This window comes from Pseudomonas sp. AC112, assembly GCF_979253545.1.
Genome location: NZ_CEEDCM010000001.1, coordinates 5,985,289 through 5,999,324 on the forward strand (window position 1 = coordinate 5,985,289; position 14,036 = coordinate 5,999,324).

The 14,036-nt window shown below is 63.1% G+C and carries 11 protein-coding genes and 2 riboswitches; of the genes, 5 read left to right on the plus strand and 6 right to left on the minus strand.

The features are described from left to right. Positions 1–108: 108 nt before the first annotated feature. On the plus strand, positions 109–1,056 hold the full coding sequence (locus tag AC0IYN_RS27760) for a DUF1853 family protein (protein ID WP_471844267.1): 948 nt from the start codon (positions 109–111) through the stop codon (positions 1,054–1,056). On the opposite strand, the gene AC0IYN_RS27765 is transcribed toward AC0IYN_RS27760, so the two are convergent. From AC0IYN_RS27765 to cobW, 4 genes are read right to left on the minus strand one after another with little or no spacing between them, the layout of a single operon-like run. Next, the gene (locus AC0IYN_RS27765; RefSeq protein ID WP_457247857.1) at positions 1,053–1,652 is read right to left on the minus strand and encodes a vWA domain-containing protein; all 600 of its coding nucleotides are present in this window, start codon (positions 1,650–1,652) and stop codon (positions 1,053–1,055) included. The genes AC0IYN_RS27760 and AC0IYN_RS27765 overlap by 4 nt on opposite strands. A 53-nt stretch (positions 1,653–1,705) precedes the next feature. Continuing rightward, a complete protein-coding gene (locus AC0IYN_RS27770; RefSeq protein ID WP_457238661.1) occupies positions 1,706–2,704 on the minus strand; it encodes a magnesium chelatase ATPase subunit I in 999 nt (332 codons plus the stop codon). Beyond that, positions 2,704–6,465 (minus strand): cobaltochelatase subunit CobN, encoded by a 3,762-nt coding sequence (gene cobN, locus AC0IYN_RS27775; RefSeq protein ID WP_471844270.1) that lies wholly within the window; start codon positions 6,463–6,465, stop codon positions 2,704–2,706. The genes AC0IYN_RS27770 and cobN overlap by 1 nt, the downstream gene beginning before the upstream one ends. Before the next feature lie 3 nt (positions 6,466–6,468). Next, positions 6,469–7,530 carry a cobalamin biosynthesis protein CobW gene (gene cobW / locus AC0IYN_RS27780; protein ID WP_078048105.1) on the minus strand — a complete coding sequence of 354 codons (1,062 nt, stop codon included), beginning with the start codon at positions 7,528–7,530 and terminating at the stop codon, positions 6,469–6,471. 93 nt (positions 7,531–7,623) lie between these two features. After that, a riboswitch (cobalamin riboswitch) is annotated at positions 7,624–7,823 on the minus strand. A gap of 77 nt (positions 7,824–7,900) precedes the next feature. Continuing rightward, positions 7,901–8,107, plus strand: a riboswitch (cobalamin riboswitch). 97 nt (positions 8,108–8,204) lie between these two features. Here cobW and AC0IYN_RS27785 point away from each other — a divergent pair. From AC0IYN_RS27785 to cobM, 4 genes are all read left to right on the plus strand, one after another. Next, a complete protein-coding gene (locus AC0IYN_RS27785) occupies positions 8,205–8,393 on the plus strand; it encodes a CbtB domain-containing protein (protein ID WP_027606475.1) in 189 nt (62 codons plus the stop codon). An 11-nt stretch (positions 8,394–8,404) separates the two neighbouring features. Beyond that, positions 8,405–9,109, plus strand: coding sequence for a CbtA family protein (locus tag AC0IYN_RS27790; RefSeq protein WP_406597436.1), 705 nt, complete (start codon positions 8,405–8,407; stop codon positions 9,107–9,109). After that, positions 9,106–9,498 (plus strand): cobalamin biosynthesis protein, encoded by a 393-nt coding sequence (locus tag AC0IYN_RS27795; RefSeq protein WP_457238665.1) that lies wholly within the window; start codon positions 9,106–9,108, stop codon positions 9,496–9,498. The genes AC0IYN_RS27790 and AC0IYN_RS27795 overlap by 4 nt, the downstream gene beginning before the upstream one ends. A gap of 69 nt (positions 9,499–9,567) precedes the next feature. Continuing rightward, a complete protein-coding gene (gene cobM / locus AC0IYN_RS27800) occupies positions 9,568–10,314 on the plus strand; it encodes a precorrin-4 C(11)-methyltransferase (protein WP_406597438.1) in 747 nt (248 codons plus the stop codon). A 247-nt stretch (positions 10,315–10,561) separates the two neighbouring features. Here the strand turns inward: cobM and nfuA are convergent, their stop codons facing one another. Both nfuA and AC0IYN_RS27810 read right to left on the minus strand, forming a co-directional pair. After that, positions 10,562–11,146 carry a Fe-S biogenesis protein NfuA gene (gene nfuA, locus AC0IYN_RS27805; RefSeq protein WP_003173594.1) on the minus strand — a complete coding sequence of 195 codons (585 nt, stop codon included), beginning with the start codon at positions 11,144–11,146 and terminating at the stop codon, positions 10,562–10,564. A gap of 598 nt (positions 11,147–11,744) precedes the next feature. Further along, entirely contained in the window at positions 11,745–14,036 is a 2,292-nt protein-coding gene (locus tag AC0IYN_RS27810; RefSeq protein WP_471844273.1) for a fatty acid cis/trans isomerase, read from the minus strand.

The following is a 14,036-nucleotide window of genomic DNA, read 5'->3' on the forward strand; positions in this document are numbered from 1 at the left end:
CGATTATGGGCGAAAGGCCGTCCCAGGCAAAATCCTTTGTCGCCGTGAAGCCTTGATGACAAGGGTTCTCATCCACCCGCACGGCACTGAAAAGGCTATGCTCGGACCATGACTGTGTTCCCGGATCTGCACAACCTGCCCCGCCAACTGCGCCACCCCGAAGTGCGCGACCTGGCGTGGGTGATGCTCGCCCCGCCGATGCTGGCGCAAACACCGTGGCCGCAACGCCACCCGCTGGCCGGCAGTGACTGGGTGCAGGCGCCGCACCTGCTGGAGCGCTGGCTGCGTCAACTCGACCAGGACAGCAGCGCCCTGCAACAGTGGCTGAACCTCTCCCGCACCCGGCGCCTGGGCCTGTACTACGAGCGCCTGTGGCAGTTCGCGGTGCAGCATGCGCCGGGCGTGGAACTGTTGGCGGCCAACCTGCCGATCCGCCGCGCCGGGCATACCCTCGGCGAGCTGGACATGCTGCTGCGCGACCGCGACGGCGTGCATCATCTGGAGCTGGCAATCAAACTGTACCTCGGCCCGCAGGACGGCAATGGCCAGGACACGGATCAATGGTTGGGGCCGGGTTGCCACGATCGGCTGGACCGCAAACTGGCGCATCTGGCCCAGCATCAACTGCCGATTTCCAAGCGGGCGGAAAGCCGAGAGGCGCTGGCCGCGCTGGATATCCAGCATTTCGATGCGCATTTGTGGCTGGGCGGCTATCTGTTGTACCCCTGGCCTGGCGAGGCCCAAGCCCCCATTGGTGCCCATCCACAGCATTTACGTGGGCGCTGGTTGCATCAGCGTGATTGGCCAGCGTTTGTCAGCCAAAGTCCGCCCGGCCGTTGGCAGCCCCTGCCCAGGCATGCGTGGTTGGCGCCGGCGCATTACCCGGCGGATGAAGTCTGGAGTGAAGAACAGATGAGGGGCTGGCTGGCGGAGCTGGACCCGATGGCGCCGGCGCAGTTGTTGGTGCGCATGGTTCAAGTCGATCAGGATTGGGAGGAAGCCGAGCGGCTGTTCCTGGTGGCGGATCTTTGGCCCAACGTGCCGGGCAATAGCTAATCGTCAATATGCCGATAGTCCAGCTGCAACCCCACCGCCAACTCCCGAGCCCGACCCAACCTGATCGGCCCGCGCTCGATATCCACCAACAGCCCCGGACACTCCAGCAACGGCAACCCGGCGATGTCCTTGAGTCGCCCGTCAGTGATCACCAGCAGTCGCTGCTGCTCAGCCGGATAACGCTTGCGGCGCAGCGTCAACCACGCCCCGGCCTCGATCAATGCCGCGAGCAACGGCGTACCACCGCCCGCGCCCAATTGATCCAGCCAATCCGCCAGGCCCTTCGCCGCCTTCAACCCCTGGACCTGCCATTTGGGCGAGTGACCGCTGGCCGTCAACAACGCCATCCGTGCCCGCTGGCGGTAGGCGTCATCAAACAATTGCGCCAACAAACCCTTGGCATCGGTGAGCGCACGGTGCCGCCGGGTGGACGCCGACGCATCGACAATCACCAGCCACAGCTCATGGGCCGAACGGCTGCGCAGGTGATAAAGCAGGTCCTCACGGGCCTGCGGTCGGCCACCGAGCAAGGTGCAGGGCCAATTGATCCTACCCTGCTTCGCGCTGCGTGCCTTGCCGTGCCTGCCGCTGTCCAGTCGCCCAGCCTTGGGGCGGGCATCCGTCCCCGTGTCAGGCCGGGGGCGAATGCCTAGGGCTTTTTTGGCCAGGCGGGCACATCCCGGCGTGCCCCCGTGGGCAAGGCCGGTGCGGGCATATCACCCCATTGGCCCTGGCCTGGCGACGTGTCGGAGGCTTTGGGCGACTGCCCTTCGCTCGGCGGGCTGGCCGGGGGTGTTTGCGCTTGGCGGCGGTGGCGCAAGGCAAATTCGGCAACTGCTTCGATATCTTCCTCGGCAATGGCGCTGGCGTCCCGCCAGGCGGCATGCGCCCTGGCGCCCCGCAGCCAGACAAGGTCTGCACGCAAGCCGTCGACACCTGCGGCAAAGCAGCGCTCAGTGATCTGCGCCAGCGCCTGGTCATCCAATTCGATACTGTCGAGCCGCGCCCGCGCCTGGGTGCAACGTTCACGCAGCGCGGCCTGCTGCTCAGCCCATTGCGCGCAGAACGCCGCCGGGTCGCTGTCGAAATCCAGGCGACGACGGATGATCTGACCACGCTCGGTCGGCAAGGTTTGCCCGCTCAACGCCACGTTGAAACCGAAACGGTCAAGCAGCTGCGGACGCAACTCGCCCTCCTCCGGGTTCATGGTGCCGATCAGCACAAACCGCGCCGAATGCCGATGGGAAATGCCATCGCGCTCGATCAGGTTGGTGCCGCTGGCGGCCACGTCCAGCAGCAAGTCCACCAGGTGATCGGGCAACAGATTGACTTCGTCGACGTACAACACGCCGCCATCCGCCTTGGCCAATACGCCGGGTGAGAACTGCGCGCGGCCTTCGCCCAATGCGGCGTCGAGGTCCAGCGTACCGACCAGGCGTTCTTCAGTGGCGCCCAGCGGCAAGGTCACGAATTGACCACTGGCCAGCAGGTCTGCCAGGCCCCGCGCCAACGTCGACTTGGCCATGCCGCGCGGGCCTTCGATCAGCACACCGCCGATCTTCGGGTCGATGGCGGTCAGGCACAGCGCCAGTTTCAGGTCATCGGCGCCGACTACGGCGGACAGCGGGAAGTGGGGAATATCGGTCATCAGCTGTCTTCTTCTATATCCAGCAACAGGTTTTCCAACGCCTCGCGGTACGCCCCCGGTTCCTGCCACATGCCACGCTGCTGCGCTTCGAGCATGCGCTCGGTCATGTCGCGCAGCGCATCGGGGTTGTGCTGTTGCACAAAGGCCCGGGTCTCGGGGTCGAGCAGATAGGCGTCGGCCAATAGCGCATATTGGTGGTCGTCTATCAGCGCAGTGGTGGCGTCGAAGGCGAACAGGTTGTCCACGGTCGCCGCCATCTCGAACGCACCTTTATAGCCATGGCGCTTCACGCCTTCGATCCACTTGGGGTTGGCGGCGCGGGAACGGATTACCCGGTTCAGCTCGTCCTTCAAGGTGCGGATCTTCGGCTGGTCCGGCTGGCTGTGGTCGCCATGATAGCTGGCAGCCTTGTCGCCGCTCAGGGTTTCCACGGCAGCAAGCATGCCGCCCTGGAATTGGTAGTAATCATTGGAATCGAGCAGGTCGTGCTCGCGGTTGTCCTGGTTCTGCAACACAGCCTGCACCTGGCTCAGACGCTGGGCGAATTGTTCGCGGGCGGCAGTGCCTTCGTCGGAACCGCCATAGGCGTAGCCGCCCCAGTTCAGGTAGACCTCGGCCAAGTCTTCGCGGCTTTGCCACAGGCGCCCGTCGATCGCACCTTGCACGCCGGCGCCATAGGCACCGGGCTTGGCACCAAAGATGCGCCATCCGGCCTGTTTCGCAGCGGCCTCGTCGTCCAGGCCGGATTTGAGCAACGCCTCGCGCTCACTGCGCACCTTGGCCGCCAGCGGGTTCATGTCGTCCGGCTCGTCGAGCGCGGCCACCGCTTGCACGGCGGCATCGAACAGGCGGATCAGGTTGGCGAAGGCATCCCGGAAAAAGCCCGACACCCGCAGCGTCACGTCTACGCGCGGCCGGTCGAGCAGGCTGATCGGCAGGATCTCAAAGTCATCCACCCGCTGGCTGCCCGTGGCCCACACCGGGCGCACGCCCATCAGCGCCATGGCCTGGGCGATATCATCCCCGCCGGTTCGCATGGTAGCCGTGCCCCATACCGACAGGCCAAGTTGGCGCAGGTGGTCGCCATGGTCTTGCAGGTGTCGCTCAAGAATCAGGTTGGCCGACTGGAAACCGATGCGCCACGCGGTGGTGGTGGGCAGGTTGCGCACGTCGACGCTGAAAAAGTTGCGCCCGGTCGGCAGCACATCCAAACGCCCGCGACTCGGCGCACCGCTAGGGCCAGCGGGCACGAAACGGCCGCTCAAGGCATCGAGCAGCCCACGCATTTCCGCCGGGCCACAGGCGTCCAGGCGTGGCGCCACGACGATACGCAGGCTTTCGATCACGGCCTTCACATCCTCCCAGCCGGGCTCTTCCAACTGCTCAAGCGGCCCTTCCAGCGCCTGCTCGATCAAGCGCGCGGCGTACAGCTCCAGGCGCTCGCGGGTATCGCCGGCGGTGCGCCACAGTTGCCCGTCGATCTTCTGCAGCACCAACGGGCGCCGTCCTGTCCACGGCTCGGCCAGGGCGCAATCGAGTGGGTCAAAGCCCAGGTCGAAGGCCTTGGCCAGCACCCGCAGCAAGCTCGACTGCGGGCCACGGCCATCGCCACGCGGGATGCGCAGCAATGCCAGCAAGGTATCGATACGCAAGCGGCCTGCGGGCGACTCACCAAAGATGTGCAAGCCGTCGCGAATCTGCGACTCCTTCAAGTCGCACAGGTAAGTGTCCAGGCGCGGCAGCCACACGGCGGCATCGGCGTCGCTTGCCAGCTCCAGTTCTTGGTCGATACGGGTTTCGCGCACCAGCTTGAGGATGTCTTTCTGCAATTCCAGGGCGCGGCGCGGATCCAGCAACTGGGCTTCGTAATACTCGTCCGCCAACAGCTCAAGGTCACGCAGCGGGCCATAGGTCTCGGCACGGGTCAGCGGCGGCATCAGGTGATCGATGATCACCGCCTGGGTACGACGCTTGGCCTGGGCGCCCTCGCCCGGGTCGTTGACGATAAAGGGATAGATATTCGGCAGCGGCCCCAACAGCGCGTCGGGCCAGCAGTTTTCCGACAGCCCCACGCCTTTGCCGGGCAGCCATTCGAGGTTGCCGTGCTTGCCCACATGGATCACGCCATGGGCGCCGTAGGTGTGGCGCAGCCAAAAGTAGAACGCCAGGTACGCGTGGGGCGGCACCAGGTCCGGGTCGTGGTACACCGCGCTGGCGTCCACCTGATAACCCCGGGCCGGCTGGATGCCGACAAAGGTCAGGCCCAGGCGCAGGCCAGCGATCATCATGCGGCCATCACGGAACATCGGATCGCTTTGTGGCGCGCCCCAGCGTTCCAGTACGGCCTGCCGATTGGCTTCGGGCAGGCGAGCGAACATCGCCGCGTAGTCGTCCAGGCCCAGGCTTTGATGGCACGGGCGCAGGTCGAGGCTGTCCAGGTCGTTGGTGACACCGCCGAGCAAGTCGTGGATCAGCGCCGTGCCACTGTCGGGCAAGGTCTCCGGCAGGGGATAGCCTTCAGCCTGCAGGGCACGCAAAATATTCAGCGCGGCCGCTGGGGTATCGAGGCCCACGCCATTGCCAATCCGACCGTCGCGGGTCGGGTAGTTGGCAAGAATCAGCGCGATGCGCTTGTGCGCATTCGGCACTCGCGCCAACTCGACCCAGCGTCGCGCCAGTTCCGCGACAAAATCCATGCGCTCGGGCGCTGCGCGGTAGCACACCACATCCGACTGGCTGCGCTCGCTGCGCCAGGCCAGGTCCTTGAAGCTGATTGGCCGGCTGATGATCCGTCCATCCAGCTCCGGCAGGGCGATGTGCATGGCCAAGTCACGCGGGCCGAGGCCTTGCTCGCTGGCTTCCCAGCCAGGTTGGTTGTCCTGGGCGCAAATGGCCTGGATCACCGGGATATTGCGGCGAAACGGCCGCAAGTGCGGCGCTTCGGGGCTGGACTGGGCGAAGCCGGTGGTGTTCAGGATCACCGCCGCGCCCACCTCATCCAGCCAGTCCTCGACCACCGCCAGGCAGCCGGGCTCTTTTAAGCTGGCCACCGCCATTGGCAACGGGTTAAGCCCCGCGGCCTGCAAGCGCTGGCAGAACACGTCGATAAAACCGGTGTTGGCCGCCTGCAAATGGGAGCGGTAGAACAGCACCGCCGCCACCGGCCACTCGGCATTCCAGTCGGCCTGCCAATCATTCAGGCGGGCATTGGCGTGCCTGGGGTGATAAATCGCCGTGCGCGGCAGGGTTTGCGGCGCTTCCCAGGTGTAGTCGCGGCCCAGGTAACCACTGGCCAGGCAGCGATAAAAGTCCAAGGCGTTGCCCATGCCGCCCTGGCGCAGGAAGTGCCAGAGGCGATCACGTTCTTCTGCGCCGACAGTACTCAGGCCGCTGAGCTCCGGGTCCGGGCGATCGTCCCCCGGCACCAGGATCAGCTGCACGCCACGCTCGGCCAGCTCCACCAGGCGCTCGATGCCGTAGCGCCAATAACCGATGCCACCATGCAGCGAAATCAGGATGACCTTGGCATGGCGCAGCACCTCATCGACATACAGGTCGACCGAGGCATGGTTCTGTACCTGCATCGGGTTGGCCAGGCGAAAGCTGGGGTAGTCGTCGGGCAACTGCTGGGCCGCTTCGGCCAGCAGCGCCAGGCTGGAATCACCGCTGCACAGGATCACCAGTTCAGCGGGGGTCTGGCCAAGGTCGGCAATATTGTCGTCCGAGACGAAACCACCGGGCTGGGTCCTGAGCAGGTGCATGGGTTAAACGCTGAGGGCGGCGCGCAGTTGCGCTTCAAGGCCGGCCGCATCGAGGTCCTGACCGATCAGCACCAGGCGCGTAATACGCGGCTCGTCAGCGCTCCAGGCACGGTCGAAGTGCTTGTCGAAACGCGTGCCCACGCCCTGGATCAGCAGACGCATCGGCTTGTTCGGGATTGCGGCGAAGCCTTTTACACGCAGGATGCCGTGTTGCACCACCAACTGGGTCAGGGCGTCGAGCAGCAGCGCTTCGTCGGCTTGCGGCAGGTCGATGGAGATGGAATCGAAGGCGTCGTGATCGTGATCGTCTTCACCTTCGTGATGATGATCGTGATGGCTGTGGCGACCGTCGATGTGCTCTTCGGAGCCGGCACCCAGGCCGATCAGCACGTCCAGCGGCAGGCGACCGCTGCTGGCTTCGATGATCTTCACCGCGGGTGGCAGTTCTTCGGCGACTTCCAGGCGCACGCGGGCCAGGTCTTCGGGGCTGATCAAGTCGCTCTTGTTGAGGATTACCAGGTCGGCGCTGGCCAGTTGGTCGGCGAACAGCTCGTGCAGGGGGGATTCGTGGTCCAGGTTCGGGTCGAGCTTGCGCTGGGCATCGACTTGGTCCGGGAACGCCGCGAAGGTGCCTGCGGCCACGGCCGGGCTGTCGACCACGGTGATCACCGCGTCAACGGTGCAGGCGCTGCGGATTTCCGGCCACTGGAAGGCTTGTACCAACGGCTTTGGCAGGGCCAGGCCGGAGGTTTCGATGAGGATATGGTCGAGGTCACCACGACGGGCGACCAATTCGCGCATCACCGGGAAGAATTCTTCCTGCACGGTGCAGCACAGGCAGCCGTTGGCCAGCTCATAGACGCGGCCGTTGGCTTCTTCTTCGGTGCAACCGATGGAGCACTGCTTGAGGATTTCACCGTCGATACCCAACTCGCCGAATTCATTGACGATCACCGCGATACGGCGGCCCTGGGCGTTGTCGAGCATGTGGCGCAGCAAGGTGGTCTTGCCCGAGCCGAGGAAGCCGGTAACGATGGTGACGGGAAGTTTGGCCAGTGTTTTCATCGGATGCCCTTGGGGGCGGGCATACGGGACGATAGGCCCTGCGACGGCACGCAGCAGCGGATTTCGTCACCGGATCACCCCGCCCGGTTGAAGTGGAAAATCGGTTGCGAGGCAGGTCTCCTGGCTTGGGGCTTGCGGGTCATGCGACCGGCGCTGGCTGCGCCTTCCCGCCGTAATGGCAGTGGCGTGGCAGTCAGATGAACCCTTTACAGTTGCGGGGGCAGCCGCGGCTTGGACCGCGTTCCCTTCTTAGCTTCAGCCTGGGCTGAAGAACCTCGAGGGTGCAAGGCTACGCAGTGCTTGGGGGATGGTCAATGATGGGGTGGCTGGGTACATATCCCAATTGACTCCCCCAATCCCTCCATGCTCTCCTACACACCTTGTTTCGGGTGCCCTTCACAGGGTGAAACGGGAAACCGGTGCGTCATAGCGTTATGACCAGTCCGGTGCTGCCCCCGCAACGGTAAGCGAGCGAAGTGTCACAGCCACTGTGCAGATGCATGGGAAGGCGACGCTTTAAGGACTCCCCAGGAGCCCCCTCGCAAGCCCGGAGACCGGCCCGAAAAAATCAGATAACAAACCCGCGGTGGGCGGGCGCTGTTCAGAACCCCGCGTGCCTGGCTCGCGGGGTTTTCATGCGCTCGTTTCACCCTGACACCCAGAAGGGACGCGCCATGTCGATCATCAGCAGCACCTCGCACACCGCCAGCAGCTCCGCCACCCTGAGCCAACGCCTGACCGCCGCCATCGGCGCGTCGATCCTCGGCGCGTGCCTGGTGTACTTCGCCGGTTTCTCGCACATCGAGGCCGTGCACAACGCCGCCCACGATACCCGCCACAGCGCCGCGTTCCCGTGCCACTGAGACCTGCCGACATGATCAAGCGTATCGCGCAAACCGCAGGTTTCACCGGTCTCCTGGCCGCCCTGCTGCTGACCCTGTTGCAAAGCTTCTGGGTCGCCCCGCTGATTCTGCAGGCGGAAACCTACGAAAACGCCCCGGCCGCCACCGAAGTGGCCCATGTGCACACCGAGGGTGCCTCCGCCCACACCCACGACGCCGAAGCCTGGGAACCCGAAGATGGCTGGCAACGCGTGCTGTCCACCACCGGCGGCAACCTGGTGGTCGCGGTCGGTTTTGCGTTGATGCTGGCCGGCCTGTACACCCTGCGTGCGCCGACCCGCACGGCGCAAGGCCTGCTCTGGGGCCTGGCGGGTTACGCAACCTTTGTACTGGCGCCAACCCTGGGCCTGCCGCCCGAGCTGCCAGGCACCGCTGCGGCAGACCTGGCGCAACGGCAGATCTGGTGGATCGGCACTGCCGCGTCGACCGCCGCCGGTATCGCGCTGATTGTGTTCGGTCGCAACTGGCTGCTCAAAGCGCTGGGCGTGGCGATCCTGGTGGTGCCGCACGTGATCGGTGCTCCACAGCCAGAAGTACACTCGATGCTGGCCCCGGAAGCCCTGGAAGCCCAGTTCAAGATCGCTTCGCAGTTGACCAACGTCGCATTCTGGCTGGCCCTGGGTCTGATCAGTGCGTGGCTGTTCCGCCGCAACCGTGACGATCGTTACGCGGCATGATCCTGGTGGTCGGCCTGGGCTGCCAGCGCGGTTGTGATGTTCACGCCTTGCTGGCCCTGTTTGATGCAGCCCTCGCCGAGGGCGGTATCGAGCGCCAGCGCATCACCGCGCTGGCCAGTATCGATCGCAAACAGGACGAACCAGGCCTGCTGGCGCTGGCCAAAGCACTGGACCTGACGTTGCAGTGTTTCAGCGCCGAGCAACTGGCGGTTTTCGAAAACCGCCTGAGCCACAAGTCCAAGGTGGTTTTTGCCCACACCGGCTGTTACGGCATCGCTGAAAGCGCCGCCCTGGCATTGGCTGAACACCTCGGTCACGCCCCTGCCCGCCTGCTGATCACCCGCAAAAAAACCGCCCACGCCACCTTTGCATTGGCGTGCGCCGGCTAAAATCCCGATAATCGCCCGCCCCGATCATGAATAACATTCATGCTCGCCCGTTTTTCGACAGGAATTACCATGACCGTCTACTTCATCGGCGCAGGCCCCGGCGACCCGGAATTGATCACCGTCAAAGGCCAGCGGCTGATCCGCCATTGCCCGGTCATCATCTACGCCGGTTCGCTGGTGCCAGCGGCCGTGCTGGAAGGTCATCAGGCAGAAACGGTGGTCAACAGTGCCGAATTGCACCTGGAACAGATCATCGACCTGATCACGGCCGCCCACGCAAAGGGGCAGGATGTGGCGCGCGTACACTCCGGTGACCCGAGCCTGTATGGCGCGATTGGCGAACAGATCCGCCATTTGCGCGAGCTGAACATCCCCTTCCAGATCATCCCTGGCGTCACCGCGGTAGCCGCTTGCGCGGCGCTGCTGGAAACCGAACTGACCCTGCCCGACATCGCCCAAAGCGTGATCCTGACCCGCTACGCTGATAAAACCAGCATGCCGGCCGGTGAAGACTTCGACAGCCTGGCCCGCCACGGCACAACCATGGCGATCCACCTGGGGGTCAACCACCTGGCTAAGATCGTCGCCGAACTGCTGCCGCACTATGGCGCGGATTGCCCGATTGCCGTGGTGCACCGCGCGACGTGGCCGGATCAGGATTGGGCAGTCGGCACCCTCGATGACATTACCGAGAAAGTGGCGGCGAAAGGGTTTCGACGTACGGCATTGATTGTGGTGGGTCGGGTGCTGGCCAATGATAGTTTCAGTGAGTCCTCGTTGTATCGGGCCGGGCATGCACACCTTTACCGACCGTGACAAACAACCTCACAAAATGACCGCAACTCACTGATATATTTGAATACGTTGATACTGTAGGAGCTGGCTTGCCAGCGATCGCGGCGTATCTGCTGCCGAATCTGTTGACTGACACGCCGCTATCGCCGCCAAGCCGGCTCCTACAGTTAATCTTCAGTATTAGGTGAACAGCGTAAGACGCTGAATTTTAAGCATAAAAAACGGCGCTCACGGGGCGCCGTTTTTTTGTTTGCAGTGAACACCTTACTCAGTAGTAGGCGTTTTCTTTCTGCGTGTGGTCGGTCACGTCACGTACACCCTTGAGCTCCGGAATGCGCTCAAGCAAGGTGCGCTCGATGCCTTCACGCAAAGTCACGTCCGCTTGGCCACAGCCCTGGCAGCCGCCGCCGAACTTGAGCACGGCAATGCCGTCCTCGACCACGTCGATCAGACTCACCTGACCACCGTGGCTGGCCAGCCCAGGGTTGATCTCGGTTTGCAGATAATAGTTGATGCGCTCGTTGACCGGGCTGTCAGCGTTGACGTTCGGCACCTTGGCGTTTGGCGCCTTGATGGTCAATTGGCCGCCCATGCGGTCGGTGGCGTAGTCGACCACGGCGTCGTCAAGGAAAGCTTCGCTGAAAGCATCGATATACGCGGTGAAGCTCTTCAGCCCCAGGGCGGTGTCTTCAGGCTTCTCTTCCCCTGGCTTGCAGTAGGCAATGCACGTCTCGGCGTATTGAGTGCCGGGCTGGGTGATAAAGACGCGGATGCCGATACCTGGGGTGTTCTGCTTGGACAGCAGGTCAGCCAGGTAATCGTGGGCGGCGTCGGTAATGGTTATGGCAGTCATGGAAACTCCTCACAGGCTTGCCGGCAGTTTACGCCAAAATATTACGTTGGTACAAAGTCCTAGTGTTTTTGTCGGGATAGGTTTGTTTGGGGGGGTGTACATATCCGTTATTTGGGTGACGGCGGCTTATGGTTCCGCCCTTACGGCGGGTCACTTTCGAAAAGCGCGAAAGTAACCCAAGCGCTCTTGCCCCAACACTCGGCACCTCGCCTAGGCTCGGTGTGCCCGTAATCCGACAGTGATTTGGGGGGCCGAAGATCAAAATCAAAAGCAAAAGCACAGCGGCCTGACAGCCGGCTTGAGTGGTGTAGAGCAAAGGCAAAAACAAACGCGGTCCACTGTAGGAGCTGGCTTGCCGGCGATGGTCGTTAACGATGATGCGGGGCATCTGGATAAACGCGGCGGTCTCACGTTTTTCGCCGGCAAGCCGGCTCCTACAAGGACCGCGTATCTACGATGCGAAGCGAGTCGCTCTTGATCTTGATCTGAGGCGCCCCGTCAAACACGGCCGAACGCAGGCTTGAATCCGTGGGCCGCCGTAAGGGCGGAACCCATACCAGCCATCACCCAAATAACGGATATGCACTCCAAAAAAACCTCACAAATTCTCATACCGATTCATATCCAACACCCCCTCCTCAACCGGCGTAGTCTCTCGAATGTACTCCGACAAATCATGGAAATACTGCCAAAACAGCGGATGACTACGCCGCACCCCCCAACGATCCACAATCATCTCAAACCGCTTGGCATCCTTGGCCCGCTCCATTTCAGCCACAAACTCGGGCACTTCCTGCGCCGGAATATTGAACATAAAGTTCGGATAGCTGCTCAACACACCCGGATAGACGGTTACCGTGTCCAGGCCCGGCTGATAGCGATATGCCTCCCCCAGCAGAAACGCCACATTACTGTGGGCACGGTTACGCAACATGCTGTAGACCACGCGCTTACCGCCGGCCGTCTCGACACGCAGCATCGTGGCCTCGGGCAACTGGTCGATGACCTTGAGCCCAGCAGCCGGCCGTGAGGTCAAGCGACTAAGCGCCTGCTCCGCATCCTGCAACGCCGGATCAACACCGTCACGCGAGCAATAAGCACCGCTACAGCGATTGATCGGATCCGGACTGGCGTTCAAATCGCCGTAACGGCTGAGCAACTGATTGGCAAAATCGCGCTTCGGATCGTTTTCGTCCAGGTGCAGCCCAGTAGGCTTGTCGTCATCGATAGCCTCGTAATCCAGCCACAGCTTGAGCTTGCCACTGTTCTGGTACCAGTCATCCATAAAACCATCGCGCGAATCGGCCGGCATCAAGCGCAAAAAGTTCTGCTCGGCGCCATTGCGGATCAAGTCGAAGTACAACCGGGTCTGGGCCTGGTGCGACACGTTGCCAAACACATCAAAATTCACCGCCAACTGGTAATACGTGCGCTCCAGCAAAGGGTAGTCAAACAGCCACATCGTCTGCGGCACCTCGCCAATCAGCCCTTTGGTCACCGAGGCGCTGTCGAAGTGGCGGAAAATGCTCAGCAAGGCATTGTCATTGCCCGCCCACAGGCTCGACCAACTCGGTGGCGGCAGGTCGGCGTAACTGTCACGGCGCAGGGCCTCGTATTCATTGCGTTTGTCGCGGTAGGCCAGCCACAGGCTGAGCACACTGCCGACGTCATCGTTCTGCCCCGGCATGGCCAGCAAAGGCGTGGCCTGGCCGCGATAGCGCGCGTCGGTGATGTACAGGTCGTGGTCCGGGTCCTGGAACAGGGTCCAGAAGTTATCGCGGATCACGTCCGTGGCGATCTGCCCACGGCACACCGGCCCGCGAATAAAGGTGCGCACAAAGTACTCGGCGTTATCCAGCATGAACTGGTAACGCGCCTTGGCCGGGATGGCCTCGAAGGTTTCGAAGGGGTTGGCGCGCCGGCCAGGGCCGTAGCCCGGCAAGGCGTTGACCTGCCAGTTACCGGCGTAGAACAGCGCTTTGATACGCGCCATCTTTTCAGCACTGAACGGGTACGTGATGTGGGTCTTATGCACGATCACGCCCTGCACCGGCCATAGGCGGTAGTACACCTGGGTGCCCGGATCATCATTGGGACGGCGCGTGGCGATCAGGTCGATGGGTTGTCCGCTCGGTGTGCGCGAACGCACCCACTGGAAGAAATGCCCCGGCTCGCCATTCTCGAAGTAAATGTGGGCAAGGAACAAATGCTCGAACAACCAGCGCGTCACCAGGCTTTCGCGGGCGCCGGGCTGGTTGAACAGGTTTTCCCATTGCTGCACTTGCAGGGCTTCCCGGGCGCTGGGGGCCAGGCCTTGTGCATCGATTGGCGCACCCGACGCGAGCCAGCGCTGCAAGGTCTGGTACTGCTGGTCGGTCAGCCCGGTGACCGCCAGCGGCATGCCCTCCTTGGGATGGGCACCGGCGTAGGCATTGAACTCGCCGGGCATGGCGCACATGTTTTCGCGGTTAAGGCCCAGCACGATGTCGTCCGGCAACTTGGCATTGGGTTGCAGCGGTGCGTTATGGCCCAGTTCCAGCATGCGCGCCATCAGGGCGGCCTGGCTGCCTTGAGCGTCCAGTACCGAATAGAAGCCTTTCTGCTGCCAGGCTTGCTTGCCAAAGGCGTCATAAAACAAGCGGGTGGTCGGCGTGGCCTGGCTGCGTTCGCCGTCGTACACCGGCATTTTGCTGGCGCCGCGCGCCGCGCCCTCGGCACTGCCCAGGTTAAGCTGGCAGGCGGAATCGTAGCAGGCGTGGCAGGCCACGCATTTTTCGGTGAAGATCGGTTGAATGTCGCGGGTATACGAAATCGCCGGGGCGGGTCCGTCAGCCTGTGCGAGGCAGGCGACCAGTGCCAGGACGGCGCTGGTGATGAGGCGAAGTGACAT

What these genes read in the sequence shown, in the direction of transcription:
- nfuA (WP_003173594.1), bottom strand. Translation starts at nt 11,146, where the DNA reads ATGACTGCCATAACCATTACCGACGCCGCCCACGATTACCTGGCTGAC.
- cobN (WP_471844270.1), bottom strand. Translation starts at nt 6,465, where the DNA reads ATGCACCTGCTCAGGACCCAGCCCGGTGGTTTCGTCTCGGACGACAAT.
- AC0IYN_RS27785 (WP_027606475.1), top strand. Translation starts at nt 8,205, where the DNA reads ATGTCGATCATCAGCAGCACCTCGCACACCGCCAGCAGCTCCGCCACC.
- AC0IYN_RS27810 (WP_471844273.1), bottom strand. Translation starts at nt 14,036, where the DNA reads ATGTCACTTCGCCTCATCACCAGCGCCGTCCTGGCACTGGTCGCCTGC.
- cobM (WP_406597438.1), top strand. Translation starts at nt 9,568, where the DNA reads ATGACCGTCTACTTCATCGGCGCAGGCCCCGGCGACCCGGAATTGATC.
- AC0IYN_RS27760 (WP_471844267.1), top strand. Translation starts at nt 109, where the DNA reads ATGACTGTGTTCCCGGATCTGCACAACCTGCCCCGCCAACTGCGCCAC.
- AC0IYN_RS27790 (WP_406597436.1), top strand. Translation starts at nt 8,405, where the DNA reads ATGATCAAGCGTATCGCGCAAACCGCAGGTTTCACCGGTCTCCTGGCC.
- AC0IYN_RS27770 (WP_457238661.1), bottom strand. Translation starts at nt 2,704, where the DNA reads ATGACCGATATTCCCCACTTCCCGCTGTCCGCCGTAGTCGGCGCCGAT.
- AC0IYN_RS27795 (WP_457238665.1), top strand. Translation starts at nt 9,106, where the DNA reads ATGATCCTGGTGGTCGGCCTGGGCTGCCAGCGCGGTTGTGATGTTCAC.
- cobW (WP_078048105.1), bottom strand. Translation starts at nt 7,530, where the DNA reads ATGAAAACACTGGCCAAACTTCCCGTCACCATCGTTACCGGCTTCCTC.